This window comes from Chryseobacterium sp. (assembly GCF_008831505.1).
Taxonomy (GTDB): domain Bacteria; phylum Bacteroidota; class Bacteroidia; order Flavobacteriales; family Weeksellaceae; genus Marnyiella.
On the sequence record NZ_CP044507.1, the window covers coordinates 1187901 to 1210418 of the forward strand.

20 protein-coding genes and 1 pseudogene are annotated in these 22518 nt (G+C 44.0%); 14 read left to right on the forward strand and 7 right to left on the reverse strand.

The genetic code is table 11. The features are described 5' to 3' along the window. The first annotated feature begins 163 nt into the window (after positions 1-163). The 3 genes from pepE (at position 164) to F7R58_RS05625 (ending at position 1559) form a co-directional block, all read left to right on the forward strand. Entirely contained in the window at positions 164-856 is a 693-nt protein-coding gene (gene pepE, locus F7R58_RS05615; protein ID WP_158063962.1) for a dipeptidase PepE, read from the forward strand. A gap of 189 nt (positions 857-1045) precedes the next feature. Next, on the forward strand, positions 1046-1300 hold the full coding sequence (locus F7R58_RS05620) for a type II toxin-antitoxin system Phd/YefM family antitoxin (protein WP_158063963.1): 255 nt from the start codon (positions 1046-1048) through the stop codon (positions 1298-1300). A 1-nt stretch (position 1301) separates the two neighbouring features. Then, positions 1302-1559, forward strand: a complete 258-nt coding sequence (locus F7R58_RS05625) for a Txe/YoeB family addiction module toxin (protein WP_158063964.1) — start codon at positions 1302-1304, stop codon at positions 1557-1559. Positions 1560-1884: 325 nt separating this feature from the next. Here F7R58_RS05625 and F7R58_RS05630 read toward each other — a convergent pair whose 3' ends face one another. From F7R58_RS05630 to ppk1, 3 genes are read right to left on the reverse strand one after another with little or no spacing between them, the layout of a single operon-like run. Next, positions 1885-2298, reverse strand: a complete 414-nt coding sequence (locus F7R58_RS05630; protein ID WP_158063965.1) for a hypothetical protein — start codon at positions 2296-2298, stop codon at positions 1885-1887. A gap of 47 nt (positions 2299-2345) precedes the next feature. Continuing rightward, positions 2346-3248: an exopolyphosphatase gene (locus tag F7R58_RS05635; protein WP_158063966.1), complete on the reverse strand. Its 903-nt coding sequence runs from the start codon at positions 3246-3248 to the stop codon at positions 2346-2348. 11 nt (positions 3249-3259) lie between these two features. Further along, complete coding sequence (ppk1, locus tag F7R58_RS05640) at positions 3260-5323, reverse strand: polyphosphate kinase 1 (protein WP_158063967.1); 2064 nt, start codon at positions 5321-5323, stop codon at positions 3260-3262. Positions 5324-5497: 174 nt separating this feature from the next. Between ppk1 and F7R58_RS05645 the strand changes: the two are divergent. Continuing rightward, positions 5498-7492 (forward strand): annotated as a pseudogene (locus F7R58_RS05645) (prolyl oligopeptidase family serine peptidase). Positions 7493-7543: 51 nt separating this feature from the next. After that, on the forward strand, positions 7544-8248 hold the full coding sequence (locus F7R58_RS05650) for a hypothetical protein (RefSeq protein ID WP_158063968.1): 705 nt from the start codon (positions 7544-7546) through the stop codon (positions 8246-8248). A gap of 89 nt (positions 8249-8337) precedes the next feature. On the opposite strand, the gene F7R58_RS05655 is transcribed toward F7R58_RS05650, so the two are convergent. Further along, positions 8338-8886: a hypothetical protein gene (locus tag F7R58_RS05655; RefSeq protein ID WP_158063969.1), complete on the reverse strand. Its 549-nt coding sequence runs from the start codon at positions 8884-8886 to the stop codon at positions 8338-8340. Between the two features lie 83 nt (positions 8887-8969). Here F7R58_RS05655 and F7R58_RS05660 point away from each other — a divergent pair, with 83 nt between their 5' ends. The 6 genes from F7R58_RS05660 to F7R58_RS05685 all read left to right on the forward strand — a co-directional run bounded on the left by F7R58_RS05660 (position 8970) and on the right by F7R58_RS05685 (position 14030). Beyond that, positions 8970-9458 (forward strand): DNA-deoxyinosine glycosylase, encoded by a 489-nt coding sequence (locus tag F7R58_RS05660; protein ID WP_158063970.1) that lies wholly within the window; start codon positions 8970-8972, stop codon positions 9456-9458. 30 nt (positions 9459-9488) lie between these two features. Next, positions 9489-10166: a hypothetical protein gene (locus F7R58_RS05665; protein WP_158063971.1), complete on the forward strand. Its 678-nt coding sequence runs from the start codon at positions 9489-9491 to the stop codon at positions 10164-10166. A 102-nt stretch (positions 10167-10268) separates the two neighbouring features. After that, on the forward strand, positions 10269-11318 hold the full coding sequence (gene queA / locus F7R58_RS05670; RefSeq protein ID WP_158063972.1) for a tRNA preQ1(34) S-adenosylmethionine ribosyltransferase-isomerase QueA: 1050 nt from the start codon (positions 10269-10271) through the stop codon (positions 11316-11318). 86 nt (positions 11319-11404) lie between these two features. Beyond that, the gene (gene rlmN, locus F7R58_RS05675; protein WP_158063973.1) at positions 11405-12439 is read left to right on the forward strand and encodes a 23S rRNA (adenine(2503)-C(2))-methyltransferase RlmN; all 1035 of its coding nucleotides are present in this window, start codon (positions 11405-11407) and stop codon (positions 12437-12439) included. Then, complete coding sequence (locus F7R58_RS05680) at positions 12439-13152, forward strand: YoaK family protein (protein WP_158063974.1); 714 nt, start codon at positions 12439-12441, stop codon at positions 13150-13152. Before rlmN ends, F7R58_RS05680 begins: the two co-directional genes overlap by 1 nt. Continuing rightward, positions 13149-14030 (forward strand): hypothetical protein, encoded by an 882-nt coding sequence (locus tag F7R58_RS05685; protein ID WP_158063975.1) that lies wholly within the window; start codon positions 13149-13151, stop codon positions 14028-14030. The genes F7R58_RS05680 and F7R58_RS05685 overlap by 4 nt, the downstream gene beginning before the upstream one ends. Before the next feature lie 18 nt (positions 14031-14048). Here F7R58_RS05685 and F7R58_RS05690 read toward each other — a convergent pair whose 3' ends face one another. Beyond that, the gene (locus tag F7R58_RS05690; protein WP_158063976.1) at positions 14049-15437 is read right to left on the reverse strand and encodes a peptidoglycan DD-metalloendopeptidase family protein; all 1389 of its coding nucleotides are present in this window, start codon (positions 15435-15437) and stop codon (positions 14049-14051) included. A 113-nt stretch (positions 15438-15550) separates the two neighbouring features. On the opposite strand from F7R58_RS05690, the gene F7R58_RS05695 reads away from it, so the two are divergent. Beyond that, complete coding sequence (locus F7R58_RS05695) at positions 15551-16528, forward strand: polyprenyl synthetase family protein (RefSeq protein ID WP_158063977.1); 978 nt, start codon at positions 15551-15553, stop codon at positions 16526-16528. A gap of 79 nt (positions 16529-16607) precedes the next feature. Here F7R58_RS05695 and F7R58_RS05700 read toward each other — a convergent pair whose 3' ends face one another. Together F7R58_RS05700 and F7R58_RS05705 are read right to left on the reverse strand one after the other, a co-directional pair. After that, positions 16608-17030 (reverse strand): hypothetical protein, encoded by a 423-nt coding sequence (locus F7R58_RS05700; protein WP_158063978.1) that lies wholly within the window; start codon positions 17028-17030, stop codon positions 16608-16610. 54 nt (positions 17031-17084) lie between these two features. Further along, positions 17085-18755 (reverse strand): C1 family peptidase, encoded by a 1671-nt coding sequence (locus F7R58_RS05705; RefSeq protein WP_158063979.1) that lies wholly within the window; start codon positions 18753-18755, stop codon positions 17085-17087. Positions 18756-19307: 552 nt separating this feature from the next. Between F7R58_RS05705 and F7R58_RS05710 the strand changes: the two genes are divergently transcribed. Both F7R58_RS05710 and F7R58_RS05715 read left to right on the forward strand, forming a co-directional pair. Then, positions 19308-21737 carry a thiamine pyrophosphate-dependent enzyme gene (locus tag F7R58_RS05710; protein ID WP_158063980.1) on the forward strand — a complete coding sequence of 810 codons (2430 nt, stop codon included), beginning with the start codon at positions 19308-19310 and terminating at the stop codon, positions 21735-21737. A 114-nt stretch (positions 21738-21851) separates the two neighbouring features. Further along, positions 21852-22493: a DUF305 domain-containing protein gene (locus F7R58_RS05715; protein ID WP_158063981.1), complete on the forward strand. Its 642-nt coding sequence runs from the start codon at positions 21852-21854 to the stop codon at positions 22491-22493. The last annotated feature ends 25 nt before the right edge of the window (positions 22494-22518 follow it).

Below are 22518 nucleotides of genomic sequence, written 5' to 3' on the forward strand. Positions count from 1 at the left end.
AGCTATAAGCTATATGCTGTAAGCTGTAAGCCATAAGCCTTGCTCCATAAGCAGAAGACATCAACCTACATTGAAAGCCAACATCCCAAACCCTCAAATCCTCAAATACTCAACCTCCAGTCACCAATCACCAACCACCAATCACCAACAAACCACTCACCAAATGAACATTCTCCTTGCCTCAACCTCTACGCTTTACGGCGGCAATTACCTGGAATACATCAAAACCGAAATAGAACAGCTCTTTCAGGGAATCGATGAGATTCTCTTCATTCCTTTTGCGCGCCCGGGCGGGATCTCGCACGAAGACTATACCGCCAAAGCCGCAGAATTCTTCGCCAAACTGAACATAAAAGTCCGCGGACTCCACGAGTTTGAAGATAAAGCTGAAGCCATCAACCTGGCCAAGGGCTATTTTACCGGCGGCGGCAACACCTTTCTTTTGGTTAAGACTCTGCACGAAGAAAACCTGATGCATTTCCTGAAGGAGAATGTAGAAGGCGGCAAACCTTATCTGGGTTCCAGCGCCGGCAGTAATATCGGCGGCATCAACATGAAAACCACCAATGATATGCCCATTGTTTACCCGCCCAGCTTCAGCTGTATGGGACTGGTACCGTTCAATATAAATCCGCACTTCCTGGATCCAAGCCCTGACCTTAAGCACAACGGCGAAACCCGCGAAACCCGAATCCTTGAGTTCCTGACCCAAAACGACCTGAAAGTCGTAGGTCTCCGCGAGGGCAACTGGATCCGCCGCATTGGCGACCGCATCACAACTGAAGGCACCGAGCATACCCGCATCTTCGAACAGGGCCGGGAACCTTATGAAGTAGAGCCGGGAACGGTGCTTTAAGATGGTTCGCATTTCGCTTAATCATCTGTACTGCAATAATAAACCGGCCTGTCCGCTGATAAAGGTAATTGTAAGAACTTTACCCGTGCTTTCTCTGCCATTAACCTGAGGAAAGCTATAGCAGAATGAGTTTTAAATGTCAATTCTTCTAATGAGAAATTGTACGTATATTTGTACAAATTTAAATATATGCTCATTGCCAGTGTTTCAGATTTCCGGAAAGACATAAAGTCTTATTTGGACAGAGTTGCGAAAAATTTCGAGACCCTAATTATTAACCGCGGTAAAGATTCTGCAATAGTTGTCATGTCACTGGATGAATATAATTCCCTAATGGCAACTAATTATGAACTGTCTTCGCGGAGAAATGAATTGAGGTTAGATGCTGCCATTGAAAAGCTAAAAAGTGGAAACTCCTTTTCCAAAGATTTGACCGAAGAATAGTATGAAATATATATTTGTCGATGAATCCTGCGAGGATTATTTATATTGGCAGAAGACGGACAAAAAGAAATTAAAGCGCATCAATGATTTGCTGAAGGACATCTCCCGAAATCCTTTTGAAGGTATTGGTAAACCCGAACCCCTAAAACATAAGTATTCCGGATTTTGGTCCCGCAGAATTGATGAGGAGCACAGACTGATATATAAGTATCAGGATGATGACATTTTAATTGCCAAATGTAGATTTCATTACGACTGAATAATTGCAAACTGCCTGAGATTCCTGCGGAGACAGAGGCGGTGCTTCTCTTTCCGGTATGGCATATATGTAATAACCCTTTGTGCCCTTTGTGTTAGGCTTTGTGCTCTTTGTGGTTAAGATGCATGAAGAAAGAACAAAGATATCTCTCTTCATACATAGACCCCCAACTCTTTGTGTCCTTGGTGTAAAAACTTTTGTGCTCTTTGTGGTTAAGAGATACTTGAAGAAAGAACAAAGAGCAAACTGCCAGAGATTCCTGCGGAATGACACAACCCACTGTAAAATTCGGCCTCCTGAAAACGCAAAAATCCCTACTCCTATCTTACTCTGAAACTTTAGGTAACGCCTTTGCCGGCGCACGGCCCGCTTCCAAAATAGGTAGGTTAGTTTCGGTGGGGATGTAGATCACCGTTTTATCGTTCAGATTGTTCTGCTGCCTTACCCACAGGTACTGTATGTATTTTTCAGACAGTGCACCGTTCTCAATTTTGATTGCCGCAGCTGCTCCTTTGGCACGCTCCACCTCAGCCATAGCATTAAGTTTTTCAGCTTCAAGGTTAGCTTTGGCTTCTTCAATCTTGATCCGCCGGTTCTGCTCAGCTTTAGCAAATTCGGCTTTACCCTCCATTTCCTGCGACCAAACCCGATAGGTGGGGTACCCGTACAGCATGACTCCCAGAAAGATCAGTCCGAGGACAGCAATAACTATTATTCCGGTAAATGTTAGATTTTTCATATTTGATGATTAAATGTTTACTTAATTAGGTAAATTAATGGGTTCTCTTAGCGCTTCTGTTCCTTGCCTTCAGCCTGGATACGGTTATAGATACTGTGTATCAGTCCGTCGGCCACCGAAATCTTAGGCACAAAAATCTTTGAGATTTCCGACCACTGCATAATATGGTTAAAGATTTCCAGAGCCGGAACAATCACGTCGGCACGGTCTTCACGCATCCCGAACTTCGTCATCCGTTCTGCAACTGTGAGTTCACTCAGCTCTTTATAGTATTTCCTGAGGTAGGAGGTGCTCATGGGCTTGCCCTCCTTGGTTTTGCTCATGGAGAAAATTTTATTGATGTTGCCTCCTGAACCGATAGCCACTACCGGATCTTTTGAGTTGATGTTTCTGCGGATTTCCTCTTTCATCTCTTTCCAGTGGTCATCAGTAACCAGCCCATTCAGCAAACGTATGGTACCTATATTGAAGGATTTTTTATACCTCATCTTGCCTTTTTCGTAAAAGGTAAGTTCAGTAGAGCCTCCACCCACATCAATATACAGATAGGCCGAATCTTCCGCAAGACCTTCTGCTACATGGTTTTCGTATACCAGGGCGGCTTCTTCATCCCCACTGATAATTTCGATGTCAATTCCGGAATCCTCCCGCACCTCAGCTATGATCTGCCGGCCGTTTTTGGCATCGCGCATGGCACTGGTTGCGCAGGCGCGGTAATGTTCTACCTTATAAATCTTCATCAGGTCCCCGAAGACCCTCATGCTGTCCACCACCATCTTTTCGCGCTCCGGACCTATTACGCCTTTGGCAAATACGTCCATTCCCAAACGGAGTGGGATGCGCAGCAGGTTCAGTTTGGTAAATTCTGCATGGCCGGCAGAATTTTCGTGCACTTCGTTTATCAGCAGGCGTGCGGCGTTACTGCCAATATCTATTGCGGCTATTCTCATCGTTTTTTTTCTTAAATTTTATTTCCTTTCTGCTTCAGGTAGCGGTAAATTTCAAGCTGAGAACGGATTTCGGCTCCTTCTTTCTTTACATATTCATTCCGCAGGTTCTTGTCCAGAATCCTGGCTTTCACATTATCGCTAAGCTGAATATCCAAAAGGTCTTTAATTTCTTTTTTCAGGTTTTTTTGGGTAATCTTTACGGCGGCTTCAATTCGGTAATCCAGATTCCGCGTCATCCAGTCGGCCGAGGATATATAGGTGTCCTCGGCGCCCTTGTTGTAAAAATACATGACCCGGGCGTGTTCCAGATACTCATCCACAATACTTATTGCCTGGATTTTCTTTTTAAAGTCTTTCTGATTTACGGCGCAGTAAATTCCGCGTATAATGAGCCTCACATTGACACCTGCTCTGGCTGCATCATAAAGTTTCTGTATCAGTCCCCGGTCACTGAGCGAATTGGATTTAATGACCATTTCTGCTTTGCGTCCTGCTTTGGCTTCCTCAATTTCCCGGTCTATATGCTCCTCAATTTTTTCACGCATAAATACTGGGCACAGCAGGAGTTTTTTGCAGGTTTGGAGCGCCGGCAGGTAATCTTCTTTTGGTTTACGCAATACATTAAATACTTTGTTCATGTCGGCCATAACCGCACGGTCTGAAGTCATCAGCAAATGATCACCATAAATCCTGGCTGTTTTTTCGTTAAAGTTGCCCGTACTTATAAATCCGTACTGCAATGTTTTACCCTGATACCTTTTCTTGATGATGCACAGTTTCGCATGCACTTTCCTGTCAGGGATGCCTAACAGCACGTTTACCCCTTCCTGTTCCAGCAGTTCCTTCCACTTCAGGTTGGATTCTTCATCAAACCTGGCCCGCAACTCAAGCATTACGGTTACCTCCTTTCCGTTTCGGACCGCGTTAATTAGGGCATTAATGATCTTTGAGCTGCTGGCCAGCCGGTAGGCCGTAATCTGTATGGATTTTACATGCGGATCCATTGCGGACTCACGCAGAAGGTCAATTACCGGCGTATAACTGTGATAGGGAAAGGTGAGCAGCACGTCGGTATTTAGGATAACATCCGTAACACGGCTGTCCTTCAGCTGAGGGTGATCAAAGGAGGTTCTTTCTTCGGGCTTCCTATAGGCAGCAAACACATCCGGGAAATCCATGAAATGCTTGAAATTATGGATTTTGCCTCCGGGAATGATGCTGTCCTTTTTGGTGAGATTCAGTTTTCTGATCAAAAATTCAAGGAGCGCCTTATCCATATTCCGGTCGAAACTGAAGCGCGTAGGTTTTCCTTTCCGCCGTGCCTTTATTCCCTTCTCAATCTTTTCTGCCAGGGTCGTGCGGATATCATTGTCCAGGTCAAATTCTGCATCCTTGGTTACCTTAAAACAATGCGCCTCAAAATCATCATAGCCGAAATAGGAGAAAATATGCGGCAGGTTGAAGGTAATAACATCCTCCAGCAGCATTACGTTTTTCTCATCATCACCCGGCAAAAGGACAAACCTGCCCAACACGCGGGAAGGAACCTCAATCATCGCGAATTTACATTCATACTGCCATTCCTTCCGCCTCATGGCGATGCCCAGATAAAGCGATTTGTCGCGCATATAGGGCATAGGCGTGTTTTCGTGAAGCAACAGTGGGATTACATTACTCTCCACAACCTCATCAAAATATTCCCGGACAAACTTTTCCTGTACGGGCGTCAGTTTATTGGGTGTCCGTATAAATACCTTCTGTTCCTCCATTTCAGCCTGGATTTTCTTCCAGGTTTTGTCGAAAGCCAGCTGCTGCTGGATGACAATTTCATTTATTTTCTGAAGAATTTTACTGGGAGGCTGGTAGAAGGATTCGGTGATGAATTTTTGCTTAAAATCCATAGCCCGTTTAAGTCCGGCTACGCGAACCCGGAAAAACTCATCAAGATTGTTTGAAAATATGCCGATAAACCGGATACGCAGATGCAGGGGCACCTGTGGATCCATCGCTTCCTGAAGGACCCGCTCATTAAAGGCAAGCCACGTGATGTCTCTCGGATTAAACTGGTTGGCCATTCTTTAATATTCTGTTTTTCCAAAAATAACAAAATCTGCTCATTGACCCCCCATTAAATTGCCGCCAATACTTAGTGGTTTTTCATTTTTGCAGCAATACAGTTCTCTGTGATACAGACTAAATTTTAAATTCGGGATTTAATTAATAAATTTACCCTTTTTCAAATCAGAAATATGAAACTGAAACATACCGTGCTGGCTTTAGCCGCCCCTTTTCTTATGAATGCGCAGCAAGTAATGACTCCGGAGATTTTGTGGACGCTTAACAAAATAGGTGTAACTGCCGTCTCTCCAGACCATTCGTCGCTGATATACAGTGTTGGAAAAACCGATCTGAAGACCGAAAAAAACAATAAAACCAATTATTTCCTCAACATCAGTAACCGTGAGGCTACCGCGGTGGATTTAGGTAAGAAAAGCCTTATACAGTGGGATAAGAACGGTCTTTACGCGCAGGAGGGTGATAAGATTTACCTGTCCAGAGACGCCGGCAAAACTTGGGCTGATTTTTATACGCTTGCCAATGCCGACAATGTTGTGATTTCACCGGACGGAAAGAAAATAGCTTTCAGCCGTGAAGTTTTGGTGGAAAAAGTACTTGGAAAAGACAAATATTCTGATGTTCCTAAAACTACAGCTCATATCTACACTGACCTGAATCACCGTCACTGGGATTACTTCAGCGAGGGCAGGTACAATCATGTATTTGTGGCAGATGTTTCCCAAAGTCAGGATCAGGCGAAGGATTTGCTGGAAGGCAAGCCCTGGGATTCTCCGCAGCGCCCGTTTGGGGGTGCTGAAGATTTTATATGGAGCCCGGACTCATCTCAGCTGCTTTATGTGACCAAACCTTTAAGCGGTGCTGAATATGCTCAGTCTACGAATACAGATATTTTTGCGTACGATCTGGCTACGGGAGTAACAAGAAACCTGACTGATGGCAATAAAGGATATGATGTGGCTCCTAAGTTTTCGCCCGACGGCAAATCACTTTCCTGGCTTTCCATGGCAAGGGACGGCTACGAGGCAGACAAGAATAACATTAAGGTAATGGACTGGAAGAGTGGAAAGACAACCAATCTTACCCAGGCCTGGGATGAGAGTGTAGTGGGCGAGGTCTTCTGGTCTAAAGATTCCAGGACCATCTAATTTACCACTGCTTACCGCGGTACACGGCAATTATTTTCGCTGAATCCGAAGACCTCCCAAATTCAGCAAATTACCAAAGGTAACCACGATGTAAACAGTATCTACGCACAGAGTAAAAATTCCCTATTGGTTTCCAAAGTGGACATTAATCACAATGCTGATCTTTTTTCTGTTGACCTGAAATCGGGTGCTATGGAACAGGTAACTGATGTCAATAAGGAAAATTATGCTAAGATTACGCCGGGCAAGTCTGAGCTACATATGGTTAAAACAACCGATGGCAAAGACATGGGAGTATGGATACACTACCCGCCGAATTTTGACGCTAATAAAAAATACCCTACACTGCTGTACTGTCAGGGTGGACCGCAGTCTGCACTTACTCAGTATTTCAGCACACGCTGGAATTTCGCCCTCATGGCGGCTAACGGCTACATAGTGGTGGCTCCTAACCGCCGCGGGATGCCCGGATGGGGAACGCAGTGGAACGAACAGATTTCCAAAGACTGGGGTGGGCAGGTAATGCAGGACTATCTGGCGGCTACCGACTATGCCAACAGTTTGCCTTATGTTGATGAAAACCGTGTGGGCGCAGTTGGTGCCAGTTACGGAGGTTACAGTGTATTTATGCTGGCCGGAATGCATCAGGACCGTTTCAAGACTTTCATTGCACACGACGGTCTGTTTGATATGAAATCCTGGTACGGCACAACCGAGGAACTTTTCTTTGCCAACTGGGATCTGGGAAAACCTACCGACAAACCTTTGCCGAAGGCTTATACCGACTTCAATCCCTCTAACTTCGTGGACAGGTGGAACAGGCCAATTATGATCATTCAGGGAGGTTTGGATTACCGTGTAGGATATGAACAGGGACAGCAGGCCTTCCAGGCTGCAAAGCTCCACGGCCTGAAAAGCAAATTCGTATACTTCCCCAATGAAAACCACTGGGTGCTGAACCCTCATAATGCATTGGTGTGGCAGCGGGAATTCTTTGAATGGCTGAAGGAAACACTTTAATGGGCAATAGCGCCTTCATTTATAGTTGATCGGCAAACTACAAATATAATAATGACAGGAATTATCAAAAGATCACTAATTGCAGCGGGAGTTTTTGGTTCGGTCGCCATTTTCGCACAGCAATACACATTTGATTATCTGATTACCACCGAACAAAATCATCTGAACAGCGAAACCTATCAGGTGTACCGGGATTCAAATTTCACGCTTAAATTTCGGGAAAGACCGGTAAACTCTAAAAATCCGGACATACAATTTATGTTCGACAGAATTCAGGGTAACCAACTGACAGCCATAATTCAGGATGGACCGCGCAAACTAAGACACTATTTCAAGGTTGTAATGGAGCCGCTTTATTTGCATACTGGATTTCGCCTGGAGTATATGCGCACGGAACGCTACAAAGAGAAATACCGTCCCCAAGCAGGGTTCACCATCGAGGCAGAAAAGCCAATGGTTTATGATGTAAAGATGCATCTGACTTCAACCAAAAGATATCACTTAACCCTTAAACTGACGGAAAGTGAAGATGACTTGCTGAATCTTTTCATTATCGACGGAGCCCCGCATGTGGAACCGCATATCGTTACCCAATTGCGTGCAAAGCTTAATCCTGCAAAGAAATATATGGTGAGTGAGTATGTCATACGTTATATGCCAGGATCTACCTTTCACAAATTTAACAAGGCAAAGAGAATCAACTTCACGGTGACTTTACCCAAAACTAAAAGAGTAAAAAAACTCATGGGAATGTAATTTCTGTTGTGTCAAAACAAAAATAGGTCGCTGCCGCAACTTCAGAAACGACCTTTGTTAATATACCCTACCTGTTCAATTCTTCAATTCTACAGCTGAACCTTAGCCTTAAAACTTGAGTTCATGGTAAGGGTAATGAAGTCTATAGTGGGTGCACTGGCCATGATCTCAACGATCAGGGAGTTTTGGGTTGTCTGAAAGTAGGGTAGCAGTTCCTGATCCACTACTGTAAATGTGATAACATCCGGGTTCGTATTGTTATAAGCAGTAGCTATAAGCACGTCCGGTTGGTTGGGTGCTCTGAGATAGATTCTTGCATTTTTGATGGCATCCAGCTTTGCACCCGCCTGTGAACTTACATAGAGCATCTCCAGCGTGTTCATCTTTACCGATTTAATATTGTTGATGGACTGGCTTGGTGAAATTTCCTTTATTTTCTGGTCCAGATCAATATTCATGTCAATGGGTGGGGTAGTGGTGTAGTTGGTACTGCTTACCGCGGCAAAAGGAACAGTAACTGTTGCCGAAAAGGGCGCATCAAACGGAGGGATGGCATCCAGAACGGAATTAATAATGTCCCGGCAACTGGACAAAAGGAACAAGCTCATTACTGTGAACATTAGGGTCAACTTTCTCATAATTGTTATTTTTAATAGATTTACTCTTACATTTATTATTCCAACCTAATTCCGGCATTGCAAACTGACTTAAAAACCGATTCATGAACCTTAGAATAGCCTCGTTTCCGCCAATTATTTCAGAAAGTTCGGAAATCCTCATCCTGGGATCGGTTCCTGGAGTCCGGTCACTTAAAGAACAGGAGTATTACGCGCATGCGCAGAATCACTTTTGGAAAATTGTCTTTCATTTATTCGGCGGCGAATTTACGTTAAATTATGCGCAAAAGATTGATTTTTTGACAGATAATAAAATTGCGCTGTGGGACGTGATCGAAACCTGCGAACGGAAAGGCAGCCTTGATACACAGATCCGTAATGAGGAAAGTAATGATATCCTCGCATTGTTAAATGAGTTTCCTAATATTAAAGCGGTGTTCTGTAATGGACAGAAAGCGCATAAAAACCTTTTAAAGATGGTGGGCAAAGATTATGATCTTCCTATCTTTGTACTTCCCTCCACAAGTCCATTGCATACCATTGGCTTCGAAAAAAAGTTGGAAGCCTGGGCCCTTATCAAGAAATATGTTTAATTTTTCATTTAAAACTTTACTATCCTGCTCGTGAGAAAATTAGTCATTAGCTCCCTTGTTTGGCTGTCCGCATTTTCTCCGGCACAGCAAATTTCCTTTGATCTTCTTCAGGAAGTGAGCACAGAACACAGCATAGGCCGCAACCGGGAGTCTTCACAATCCCTTTGGCTGGTAAATTCCCAATCAGGTAATTTTGTTAAACTGCAAAGAAACGGTTACAAATATTTAACCTCAATATATGAACCTGAAACTGGTTTGCTCCACTACTTCAATGTGTACAGCAAAGAAAATTCTCTTGTGCCGGTATACTCCAATTCGTACCGGTATGAATCCTCTGCACGTACGCACGCAGAGGTCAAAAACAATGTTGTAAAGACGACAGTTGTTTCGGAAACAGCACCGCTGGAATATGAAATAAAGGTTTTCCGTAAAGAAAGAGACAGTAAGCCTGAGTATATATTCAGGATAAAACTTGAAAAAGCACTGTATACCAATTTGGCCACATCTGTAGACAATCCCTCGGTAACGGCTGCCGTAGAGCAGTCACTGATTGATAAACTGGCGGGTTTGCCCTGCTGCTACCGAATCATAAGTTATGAAGGCACCCAACCCAAAGGTGACTATTCTACAAAATCCCGGATCGTTAAGGAGACTCCAGTCAGTATATTTTTCATAATACCCCAAGTTCCAAAAATAGACAATTTGTAAGCTCAAGCAGCTGGCTTACAGCCCTTTGCTCTTTTATTTGACTTTCGGTATTTTACGCCGTATCTTTGCGGATTAAATTTTTAAATAAAATCCGTAAATTTTATGAAGACATCAGACTTTAATTTCCACCTGCCGGAAGAACTTCTGGCTGAACATCCTGCAGAACACCGTGACGAAGCCAAACTTATGGTTCTTAACCGTAAGGACCAGACTATTGAGCACAAACTGTTTAAGGATGTGGTAGATTATTTTGATGAAAAAGATCTGTTCATCTTTAACAATACTAAAGTTTTCCCGGCCCGGCTGTATGGTAATAAGGAAAAAACAGGAGCAAAGATTGAGGTTTTCCTGCTTAGGGAACTTGATAAGGAAACACGTGTTTGGGACGTTCTTGTGGATCCGGCGAGAAAGATAAGAATAGGTAACAAACTTTTCTTTACTGAAGATGAAGCTTTGGTGGCTGAAGTTATTGACAATACAACCTCCAGAGGCAGAACCCTTAGGTTTTTATATGACGGTTCTTACGAAGAATTCCGCGCTAAACTGAAAGAACTTGGCGAAACTCCGCTTCCAAAATACATTAAAAGGGAAGTGCAGCCCGAAGATGCTGAGCGTTACCAAACAATTTATGCAAAGCATGAAGGTGCTGTAGCTGCGCCGACAGCAGGTCTGCACTTTTCTAAACATCTGATGAAAAGACTGGAAATCAAGGGTATTGATTTTGCCGAAGTAACTCTGCATGTGGGACTCGGAACTTTTAACCCGATTGAGGTGGAGGATTTAAGCAAGCACAAAATGGAATCTGAGGAGGCCATCATTGACCAGCTTAATGCAGATATCATTAACAAAGCAGTAGAAGAGGGCAGAAGGGTTTGCGCCGTAGGTACCACCACAATGCGTGCACTGGAAACTTCTGTTTCCTCAAACAAAAGGATCGGGCCTTATCAGGGGTGGACCAATAAATTCATCTTTCCACCGCACGAGTTTGGAGTTGCTAATGCCATGATTACCAATTTCCACACACCGAAATCTACATTACTGATGATGATTGCAGCCTTTGCAGGTAAGGATTTCCTGATGCATGCTTATGAGGAAGCCATTAAGAATGAATATAAATTCTACTCCTACGGAGATGCAATGCTCATATTATAAGAGCATTTAAGATATCTATTAAATTTTGGATTAAATGCAGAGCACCGTTTTTAATCCAAAATTTATAATTTAAAATCTAAAATCAATTGAAGGACATCCGCACCCTATCCCTGGAAGAACTGCAAAACTATTTCGTCAGCCTTGGCGAAAAACCTTTCCGTGCAAAACAGGTTTATGACTGGCTGTGGAGCAAGAACCTCCATTCCATTGATGAGATGACCAATCTGTCCCGGGATCTCCGCGACAGGATTGCACAGGAATATACAATTAACCCTGTTTCTGTAGATCTTCTTCAGAAATCTAAAGACGGAACCATTAAGAATGGCGTGAAACTCCACGACGGTCTGTTGGTGGAATCGGTACTGATTCCTACCGAAAGCCGGACGACGGCCTGTGTATCTTCACAGGTTGGTTGTTCACTGAACTGTGAGTTCTGTGCCACAGCACGTCTGAAACGGATGCGTAATCTTGACGTGGCTGAGATCGTGGACCAGGTAGCACTTATAGACCAGCAAAGTAAGACCTACTTCGGAAGACCTCTTTCCAATATCGTATTTATGGGCATGGGCGAACCCATGATGAACTATAAAAACGTAGTGGAAGCCATCAGGAAGATCACCGAGCCTGAGGGAATGGGAATGTCGCCGCGGCGTATTACTGTTTCAACTTCCGGAATTCCTAAAATGATCAGGATGCTGGCCGATGAAGACCTCAGGGTAAAATTGGCCCTGTCACTTCATTCCGCCATTGAAGAAAAGCGGAACGAAATCATGCCCTTTTCTGATAAGTTCCCCCTGACTGACATTATGGAAGCGCTTCAGTACTGGTACAGTAAGACAGGCAATACAGTTACTTATGAATATTGTGTCTGGAAAGGAATCAACGATAAGGACGAGGATATTAAGGCGCTCATTCGCTACTGTAAGCAAGTACCCTCCAAAGTGAATCTAATTCAGTACAACCCAATAGGTGACGGGAAATACGACCAGTGTAACAAGGATGCCGAAGACAATTATGTACGTCAGCTGGAGAAAGCAGGAATTACCGTGCTCATCCGCAGAAGCCGTGGTGGAGATATTGATGCCGCCTGTGGGCAATTGGCCAATAAATCCAGTGAGTAATGTTTATTCACCGCGGTAGAGCCAGAACCGAAAGTCATAATCTCGGCATTGCCTCACTGCTTGGGTTTGTAGCCGGACTGGTGAATGTTACTGGTTTTTTAGCGGTAAAAAAACTCACCACCAATGTAACAGGTCACTTTGCTTTTTTTGTTGATGAAGCTTTTCAACAGAACCTGTCGCAGGCCTTCCATACCGGACTTTATATTTTCTTTTTCTTTGCCGGTGCTTTTTTCTCCAGTATGCTGGTAGAGTTCTACACCCGCCGGCGCGAAAATGTTATTTATGTTGTGCCTGCGCTCACTGAGGCTGTAATTCTGGGAATAATTGCTCTCACCGGCACTCAGCTGATGAGGGAAAACCCGGATTTTATTGCTTATGCTTTACTTTTCGCTATGGGACTGCAGAATGCACTGGTTACGCGCATTTCCAATGCGGTGGTGAGAACCACCCATCTTACCGGGCTTTTCACCGATATGGGAATTGAGTTTGCGCAGCTGTTTTTCTATAAAGGAAAATTAAGACGTTTAAAACTCTGGAAGTCCATCCGTTTGCGGCTTACCATCATCTGGATGTTCTTTGCCGGTGGTGTGTGCGGTGGATTACTGTACGGTTCCCTGGGCATTAAGACGCTGCTGCTGGGAAGTTTTTTACTTTTGGCAGGTCTTCTTCTTGACTTTATCAAAATAAGGTTGCTCTTAAATACATTACGATGATCAGAGGACTTATACTCGTTTTACTGCTCGTTTTACAACCGTTGTATGCCCAAAAGCTGAATTTTCTTGGTTTAAATAAATACCGGATTTCAAAACTTCCGCATCAGCTGAACGAAAATTCAGGGCTCACAATTTTAAATGGGAAACTGTATACACTTAATGACGGTGGCAATTCAGCTGAACTTTTCGCGCTGAACCCGGATTCAGGAGCGATTGAGCATAGAGTTCTCACTACGCTGAAGAACACTGACTGGGAAGCTGTTGCAGGCGACTCCACGTCTTTTTATATAGGTGATTTTGGCAATAATGCAGGATCCAGAGAAGATTTATCAATATATAACCTGCCATTTGACAGAACGTCACCGTCAGACTCGGTGAAAACGCTTCACTTTTTTTATCCTGAACAAACCGATTTCCGTTCCCGGCTTCACCGCCATAACTATGATGCGGAAGCCATGATCTTCCATAACAGTCAGTTGCATATTTTTACCAAGGAGTGGATTTCACAATCAACTACCCATTACACAGTGGATCCTGCGATTTCGGGAAGTCAGACGGCAAAAAAAGTGGCCCGTTATGATATTGGATTTCTGGTGACCGATGCCGCTTATTTTGATAAAAAGCTCTATCTGGTCGGGTACACAAAAAAGGGTGAAGTGTTCATGACTACTTTCACTGAATCCGGACCCGGATATTTTTTTGCTGAAGAACCTCAGAAATATTACCTGGGAACAGCGTTTTCATTAGGTCAGGTGGAAGGAATTGAGGTTAATGAAAGCGGAGTATATTTTTCCGCAGAAGCATTCCGGACTCCCTTCGGAACTGTAAAGCCAAGTCTTTTCTTTGTGCCTCATGAAAAGATAAAGGCCGGAAAATAGATCCGGCCTTCGTGGGTTTTAATAGTTAAGAATCTTAAAGCTTTGCTCATAAATGTCTGAGGTCATTCTAGCAATATAGTTTCCTGTCGGGGCATGAAAAGGGAGTTTATTTATACCTTTTCTTAAATGTACCTTTCCGGATGTAACCAGCTTGCCCTCCATTGAGTATATTTCCATAGTGAATTCCTGGTTGGATTTTCCATTATACTCAATCAGCAGTTCATGATCCCTCACGGGACTAACAATTTTTATTTGAGAACCCTCTGGTACCTCTTCTGCGGTATTCAGAACGCCATAGCTGAAGGTATGTAATTGCGTGGATCCGCCTGCGGTAATCTGCGCTTTCCAGTTTCCCGTCTGGTTAAATGTGGCCGGAATAAAATTCCAGTACCAGTAGGACGCAGTATAAAACTGCGGCATATTAAAGGATTGGTTATAGGCAACTGAGTTATCAGGCCTGAGCAGCTGGATGTTTACAGGCGAACCAACAGCAATATCTGAAAGAAATGCGTATATATAGACTCCTTCTCCCGAGTTGAACTGGTTTTTGAAAAAAGTGCTTTCCTGAACTCCACATCCGTTATTTAAAACAACTTCACCGCTGTGACTGGACACAGCGTTAATTTTTGGGTTATTGTAATTTTTCTGTACCTGCCACCAGGATTGTGTAGCCGAGGGCCAGGTATTACAGGTACCCTGATAGGGATCAACTAATTGGTTGCTGCTGTTATATACTTCAAAATGAAGATGCGGACCTGTAGAATTGCCGGAACTTCCCACAATTCCAAGATATTCGCCGGCATTAACACTCTGTCCCACACTTTTGGATGTAAGTGAATTGTTCTTAAGGTGTCCGTACCAGGCCACGCTGCCATCGCTGTGCTGAACATAAACCGCATTCCAGTTGCTGCTGTTGAAGGCGCAGTTCCTGTCGTAGAAACCGTTGCTTTTTGCGATGATGGTTCCTGCTGCAGCCGCAATAACCTCTGCCTGATTATTGTCCATCTGATACCAGCCGAAAGGCCAGGTGAAAATATCGATACCGGCATGGTTATACCCGCCGGAAGTGTCATACGTACGCGTTCCGCAATTATAATCCTGAAGTTGGTTCGGGTATCCCGCATTGTGATCCACATAATTGGATATGCTCCATACTTCATTATAGCTGGCGGAAGCACTTTTCTTCACTGGCCAGGTGAAAAGGGGTGTAACAAGAGTGTTCTTAGATGTTAACTTGCCTTCCATTCTCAGTTTTTGCTGATTGGCCTTGATCATTTTTTGAATCGAGGCTCGGACTTCTTCAGACAGGCATTCCGTGTTTTGGAACTTGAATTCGCCGCCACCGGTTTGGGCAGCTGCGAACTGCAGAACTGTAAGCATTCCTAAGGTTAAAATTTTTGTTTTCATATCTGTGTTTTTAGTAGATCAAATGTACAAATTTGCCGCATGTATATTAATTGTTTAATAATTGAATTATATTTGCTGTAAAGCAAAATCTGTCATCCACAAACCGGAAGAAATTGGCCAATATTGTAGAAGAAATTAAGAGACCCATTGCAGATGAAATGAAACTTTTTGAGAAGAAGTTCTATGAATCCATGCAAAGCAATGTTCCCCTGCTCGATAAAGTGACCCGTTTTATCGTTACTACCAAAGGCAAGCAAATGAGGCCCATGTTTGTTTTCCTGTGTGCACGTCTCGTAGGCTCTGTGAATGAGAAGACCTTCCGTGGGGCCTCTATGATTGAACTGATACACACGGCTACTCTGGTTCATGATGATGTTGTAGATGAGAGTTTCAAACGCCGTAACTTCTTTTCAATCAATGCACTGTGGAAGAATAAGATCGCCGTTCTTGTTGGCGACTATCTGCTTTCCAAATCCGTATTACTTTCAACCGACCATAAAGATTTTGACCTTTTGTCAGTAATTGCCAGAACCATCCGCGAAATGAGTGAGGGCGAACTGCTGCAGTTGGAAAAAGCCCGTAAACTGGATATTACCGAAGAGGTGTATTATGAAATCATTAGGCAGAAAACCGCGACTCTAATTGCAGCTTGTTGCGAAATTGGTGTCCTTTCCAATGATGCAGATGAGCAACTTGCCCGCAAGATGATGGAATTTGGTACCTATACAGGTATGGCCTTTCAGATTAAGGACGATCTTTTCGACTATCTATCTTCCAACTTCATCGGTAAACCGGTTGGAATTGATATTAAAGAGCAGAAAATGACACTGCCCTTAATTCATACGCTGAAAACGGCTTCAGATGCGGACCGGAAATATTTCTTCAACACTATAAAGCGTTATAACAACGACAAAAAAAGAGTTAAGGAACTTATTGAGTTTGTAAAAAACTCCGGAGGTCTGGATTATGCAATGAAGGTGATGAAGGACTATCAACTAAAAGCAAAACTTATTCTTGATGAATTTCCGGATTCAGAAGCGAAGCAGTCTTTGCATCTGATGCTGGACTATGTAATTGAGCGGAAATTTTAGCAGAATTAAGGCTCACCTCCTACATCGTAATTCTCACGTCCGTTGAATTTTACCTCCGCGACTGAGGTTTTAGTGTAATTTACTCAATCAAAATTAAATATTTCCTTACTGTAGTTTTGCGGTCTTCCGGTGCACCAATTGGCAGTTCAAAAAATTCGAGCTGCACTTCACCTTTTTTTAAAGCAGTTATCTGATAGTACGCCGGCATCGGGTCTCCGGGTTTGGCATCTGCAGGGATCTGTTCTGTTTTAAGTTCGTGCCTTTCCACTTTCAGTATTTCTTCGGGCTCCATTTCGAAGTGCAGACGGACAGGAACTGCGCCCCGACTGGGAACCAGCAAATCAGTAGATTCGCCTGTTTTTAGTTTGATAATGTCTTGACTCATTGTTCTTCTGTCTGTTTGTTCCACTTCAGCAGCTTCTGAGTTTCTGTCTTTCATTTTGTTGGACTGCATACAGTTTATGCAGGTAACAAAACTCAACATAATAAAAATGAATTTCATAATTGAGGTTTTTAAGCAGGAAACCGCTGAATAACGGTCTCCTGCAAAAAGTCATTAGTCGTACCACTTGTGATGCATAGCGGAATCCATGCCGCTTACGAAGCAGTCCAAACGGTTGGCCGCCCAGGAACTAACTCCAACACCACTGGAAAGTTTTCCACCAAGGTCTTCCTCACCGCTCCAGCTGGAACCGTTCCACCAGCGGTGCATCATCCGGTATGACCTGCCGGGATAGAAGACATCAATCCGGTTTTTACCCCAGGAAACAGCACCGGGACTGTCGAACAGTTCGCCTCCCATATTTTCCCAGTTGCTCCAGCCGTTATCAAACCAGCGGTGCCAAAGTTTGTTGTCTGTCCCGCGTGCAAAGATGTCCAGACGACCGCTTGCCCATGAACATACCGTAGGTGCTGAAGTCAGCACACCGCCTAAACTTTCCCAGCCGTGCCAACTGCCGTCCCACCACAGGTGCCACAATGCAGAATCGGTTCCTCGCGCGAAAATATCAATGCGGTTGGGACCCCAGCTTACCGCGGCCGGTTCGCTTGATAACTGCCCTCCAAGGGCTTCCCAGTTACTCCATCCGCCCTGATACCATTTATGATGTAGCTGATAATCAGTGCCTACCGCAAATATATCAAGTCGGCCACTCGCCCAGGAACTTATGGCCGGAGCGCCGTGAATAAGGCCTCCCAGACTTTCCCAGCCCAGCCAGGCCGAGCCGTTCCACCATCTGTGATGCACGGCACTGTCCAGACCTCGGGCCACTACATCAATCCTGTTGGCACCCCAAGATACCGCATTTGGTTTGCTGGTGATCTTTCCACCCAAACTTTCATAGCCTTTCCAGCCTTTTTTTTGCGGCAGCTTTACTCCTGTACAGCCCATTTTAGCAAAGTCATCGATTTTACATTGTCCGTAGGCAATCTTGAAGAAGCCGGCTTCACCGAAATTATTGGCACCCCACGAATTCTTGCAGATCCAGCACTGTGCACTGTCATCATAGCCAATGACCTGTATACAGTGCAGACCTTCCAAAACACCTGATACTTTACGGTATACACCGGAACTGTAGCTGAAGAAATCGGTATACACTTCCATGATGGCGGCCAGCGGACCGGTATTGGCTAAATACTGTTTGGCTGCCGCTACTGTAGATACGGTATGTATATTTGTTATTTTCACAGCTCTGGAATTGCGATCTGTGCAGGATTTGCAGGAGGGAGTTCCGTTCCAGATATCGTTACCGGAGAATGCTGCTGTGTAGGGGTTGCAGGCCTCATCGCATACACCGCGGCTCTTAATCTGATTGAAACACTGGTCGTGCCACCAGCCACCGCAGGAAGCTCCGTGAGATGAGCAGAAGTGTGAATCAGCCTCCGAAAGGTCCAGAAGCTGGCCGTGTTCTATGGAAGCCATCGATTCGGTGACGGCAACACAGCAAAAGGATACACAGCTACCGCAGCCGCCCTGTTGTTTAACTGAAGTTACATGATTACCGTTTCTGTTGCGCCAATCTACTTTAGTGGGAAGTCCGGCGATGGGAGCAGCTGCAGAGACCGACGCAGTGGCAGTCGGCATTTTAAAACCAGCCGGCAGTTCTACGCCAAGCAAGGCTTTTCTTTTTAGATTAGGCAGTCTTGAAACTTCGGTTTCCATTGCGGTCCACGTCGCATTTTTTGCAATAAGATCATCTCTTAATTTTGCATAAGTAAGTTTTGCCATAGCTATTAATTTTTATTGCGCTTACTCTTTAAATGGGATTTTCAGCTTACTCCCGGAACAGGAAATACATGTTTTAAAGCTTAGGATTTTAAGTATAACACTCTTGGAAAGCAAAAATATTTTACGTAACATAAAGTTATGTAAAAAGAATTTTATAATAAGCATATTATTTCAAGAAATAATTCACTTGATGTCTCGCAATTTAATCAAAGCGTTTGGCTGATGTCAAGGCATTAGAAGAATCTTCCCGCTAAATGTCTGAAGGACTTGAAATCCGGACAGGTGCGGTCAGTATGCTGTATATTTCTTTGGAGATAACTGAAACTGTTTATGCTAATGGGTTTCACCAAATGCGGACTGTCATTATTTTTGAAAATATTGAGTTTCAACGGCAGTATTTATGACCTAAGGCAGTGATAAATGCATAAATGATAGTGAAAATTTGAAAGTAGTGCGGATACTGTAACGCATTGCATTCTGTTTAAAATTATCCGCTTTTTTCTGCTGATTTGTAATTTGTAAAAATTATTATCTTTGTCCAAATTCATATTTATGGAAACCACCTACATAGAAACACAGCAAATCTCCTTTCAGGACTTTAAGAAGTCTGTTATTGAAGACTATAAACTGGGACGTATCTCCCGGGAAATGTCCTATCTGGGCCGACGTGAAGTTCTTACAGGCAAAGCAAAATTCGGAATTTTCGGCGACGGAAAAGAATTGCCGCAGTTAGCAATGGCTAAAGTTTTCAGGAATGGTGATTTCCGCTCCGGTTACTATAGAGACCAGACTTTTGCAATGGCAATTGATGCCGTTACGGTCGAAAGTTTTTTTGCTCAGCTGTACGCAGATACCAGCATAGAACGTGAACCGGCGTCAGCAGGCCGCCAGATGAACGGTCACTACGCTACAAGGAGTTTAAATGAAGACGGCTCCTGGAAGAACCTGATGGAACAGAAAAATATCTCTTCAGATATTTCTCCTACAGCAGGACAGATGCCTAGATTACTTGGTCTTGCGCTGGCTTCCAAAGTATATAAATCAGTGAAATTTGACGGTTCCGAAAAATTTTCAAATGAGGGTAAGGAAGTGGCATTCGGTACCATTGGTGATGCTTCTACTGCTGAGGGTCATTTCTGGGAAGCACTAAATGCTGCCTGCGCACTGCAGGTACCAATGATTGTCTCTATCTGGGATGATGGTTACGGAATTTCCGTACCTACGCAGAACCAGCGTGCTAAGGCAGATATCGCTGAGATGCTTTCCGGCTTCCAGAGAAAAGAAGGCGAGAATCAGGGTTGCGAAATTATTCAGGTTAAAGCCTGGGATTATCCTTCACTCTTGGATGCTTATGCAAGAGCTGAGCACTTTGCCAGAACCGAAAGTGTGCCGGTAGTGGTTCATGTGATTGAGGTTACGCAACCTCAGGGTCACTCTACGTCGGGGTCGCACGAAAGATATAAGAACGAGGAAAGACTGAAGTGGGAAGGCGAATTTGATGGTTTAAGCAAGTTCCGCGAGTGGATTCTGGACTATTCGATTGATATTGAAGGTAATGAAGAACAACTTGCCACCGCTGAGGAACTGGACCGGATTGATGAAGAAGCTAAGAAGTTTGTAAAGGAGGGGCAGAAGAGGGCCTGGGAAAACTACCAGAAGCCTATTCTTGACCTTAAGAGCAGTGTTCTGCCTCTGGTTGAAGCTCTTCAGAAAAAGCATGCTGATATCGAGTCCGAGCTTTCAAAATTCGGTAAAATTATTGCGGTTGCGAAAAAAGATATATTTCATTTGGTCCGTAAAGCTCTGTTCTTAAGCCGCGGCACAGATTCTGCAGAACGACAGGCACTTGAGGCGAAGTACAACGAAATATTTGCCGTGGAGAAAGATAATTACTCCTCTCACCTTTATTCGCAGTCCCAGTGGAAAGCTACCAATGTTCAGGAAGTGCCACCGGTTATTACTGAAAACTCCGAAACAGTAGACGGGCGTGTGGTAGTTAGAAATAACTTTGACAAAATATTTGAAAAATATCCGGAAACACTTGTTTTTGGTGAGGATGCAGGGAATATTGGTGACGTGAATCAGGGTCTGGAAGGTCTTCAGGAAAAGTACGGTGAACTTAGGATCGCAGATACCGGAATACGTGAAGCGACCATCCTGGGTCAGGGTATTGGTCTTGCAATGCGCGGACTCAGACCTATTGCCGAGATTCAGTACCTGGATTATATCCTGTATTGCCTGCAAGGTATGAGCGACGATCTGGCTACCGTCCAGTACAGAACCCGCGGGGGACAAAAGGCGCCGGTAATCATACGTACGCGTGGCCATAGGCTGGAAGGTGTTTGGCATTCAGGATCGCCAATGGCAGGTATCATCAACCTTTCCAAAGGTATTTTGGTACTTGTGCCGCGTAACCTTACCAAAGCGGCAGGATTCTACAACACAATGCTGCAGAGTGACGAGCCTGCTGTAATCGTGGAATGTCTGAACGGTTACCGCCTGAAGGAAAAACAGCCGGAAAACCTTGGTGAATTTACTGTACCCGTGGGTAAAATAGAAGTGACCAAAGAAGGTTCAGATGTAACTTTGGTAACCTACGGATCTACCTGGAGACTCGTAATGGAAGCTGCTGAGGAACTGGAAAAAGTGGGTATTTCTGCAGAGGTAATAGACGTTCAGTCGCTTATTCCGTTTGATTTAAGTCATGAGATCGCTGACAGTGTTAAGAAAACCAACCGTTTGGTGGTGATAGATGAGGATGTGGAAGGCGGAACATCGGCCTTTATCATGCAGCAGGTAATGGAGAAGCAGAAAGCCTTCAGATATCTGGATGCTGATCCGCTGACCATCTGTGCGGAAAATCACAGACCAGCCTATGCAAGTGACGGAGATTATTTCAGCAAGCCAAGTGTGGACGATATGGTTGAGAAAATTTACAGCATGTTCCACGAAAGCAATCCGGCTAAATTTCCGGGACTTTAATAATTACTATTGAGCAACTTTAAGGGCGGACATTATTTGTCCGCTCTTGTTTTTGATTTTTTGTACTTTCGGTTAAAATTTTTTGAATTAACTAACCTTTACAATCATCAAAATATGAAAAAGATTATTTCAACCCTGGCCGTATTGCTTTTAATACAGTCCTGCTCCGAAAACAAAAAGAAAGCCCAAAACGAAACTGTAACAGCCACTGAGCAGACACAGGCTCCCGTCTCAGGTGAAAATCAAACTGCACAGCCTAATGAAATTCTGAAGGAAATGCAGGAAATCATGGATGAGATGCATTCAAAAACATTTTCCGGAAATAATGATGAGGACTATGCTGAAATGATGTCGGATCATCATGATGCAGCCGTGGAAATGTCCGAAATACTAATCCGCACCGGCAAAGATGAAGAACTGAAAAACTTTGCCCGGAATGTGATTATAACGCAGGAAAAAGAAATAAAAATGATGGACAGGTTCGATAATCTGACGGAACGTTCAGCAAACAGTGCAGAGTTCCAGAGGGAACTGAAAGCAACAATGGCGTCCATGATGAATTCTTCGGTACCAGTACATAATGACGTGGACAGGGATTATGCGGAACAGATGATTCCACATCACCAGAGTGCCGTGGAGATGGCAAAGGTGTATAAGAAATTTGGCAAGCAGCCGGAACTTCTTAAACTATCCGACGATATTATCGCAACGCAGCAAAAGGAAATTGAATTTCTTAAGCAATGGCTTTCTAAATGAAACGTTAAACATTAATTTTTTTGGA

Excerpts from the sequence above, each read along its gene's own strand:
- pepE (WP_158063962.1), top strand. The coding sequence starts at position 164 with ATGAACATTCTCCTTGCCTCAACCTCTACGCTTTACGGCGGCAATTAC.
- F7R58_RS05620 (WP_158063963.1), top strand. The coding sequence starts at position 1,046 with ATGCTCATTGCCAGTGTTTCAGATTTCCGGAAAGACATAAAGTCTTAT.
- F7R58_RS05625 (WP_158063964.1), top strand. The coding sequence starts at position 1,302 with ATGAAATATATATTTGTCGATGAATCCTGCGAGGATTATTTATATTGG.
- F7R58_RS05630 (WP_158063965.1), bottom strand. The coding sequence starts at position 2,298 with ATGAAAAATCTAACATTTACCGGAATAATAGTTATTGCTGTCCTCGGA.
- F7R58_RS05635 (WP_158063966.1), bottom strand. The coding sequence starts at position 3,248 with ATGAGAATAGCCGCAATAGATATTGGCAGTAACGCCGCACGCCTGCTG.
- ppk1 (WP_158063967.1), bottom strand. The coding sequence starts at position 5,323 with ATGGCCAACCAGTTTAATCCGAGAGACATCACGTGGCTTGCCTTTAAT.
- F7R58_RS05650 (WP_158063968.1), top strand. The coding sequence starts at position 7,544 with ATGACAGGAATTATCAAAAGATCACTAATTGCAGCGGGAGTTTTTGGT.
- F7R58_RS05655 (WP_158063969.1), bottom strand. The coding sequence starts at position 8,886 with ATGAGAAAGTTGACCCTAATGTTCACAGTAATGAGCTTGTTCCTTTTG.
- F7R58_RS05660 (WP_158063970.1), top strand. The coding sequence starts at position 8,970 with ATGAACCTTAGAATAGCCTCGTTTCCGCCAATTATTTCAGAAAGTTCG.
- queA (WP_158063972.1), top strand. The coding sequence starts at position 10,269 with ATGAAGACATCAGACTTTAATTTCCACCTGCCGGAAGAACTTCTGGCT.
- F7R58_RS05680 (WP_158063974.1), top strand. The coding sequence starts at position 12,439 with ATGTTTATTCACCGCGGTAGAGCCAGAACCGAAAGTCATAATCTCGGC.
- F7R58_RS05685 (WP_158063975.1), top strand. The coding sequence starts at position 13,149 with ATGATCAGAGGACTTATACTCGTTTTACTGCTCGTTTTACAACCGTTG.
- F7R58_RS05690 (WP_158063976.1), bottom strand. The coding sequence starts at position 15,437 with ATGAAAACAAAAATTTTAACCTTAGGAATGCTTACAGTTCTGCAGTTC.
- F7R58_RS05700 (WP_158063978.1), bottom strand. The coding sequence starts at position 17,030 with ATGAAATTCATTTTTATTATGTTGAGTTTTGTTACCTGCATAAACTGT.
- F7R58_RS05705 (WP_158063979.1), bottom strand. The coding sequence starts at position 18,755 with ATGGCAAAACTTACTTATGCAAAATTAAGAGATGATCTTATTGCAAAA.
- F7R58_RS05710 (WP_158063980.1), top strand. The coding sequence starts at position 19,308 with ATGGAAACCACCTACATAGAAACACAGCAAATCTCCTTTCAGGACTTT.
- F7R58_RS05715 (WP_158063981.1), top strand. The coding sequence starts at position 21,852 with ATGAAAAAGATTATTTCAACCCTGGCCGTATTGCTTTTAATACAGTCC.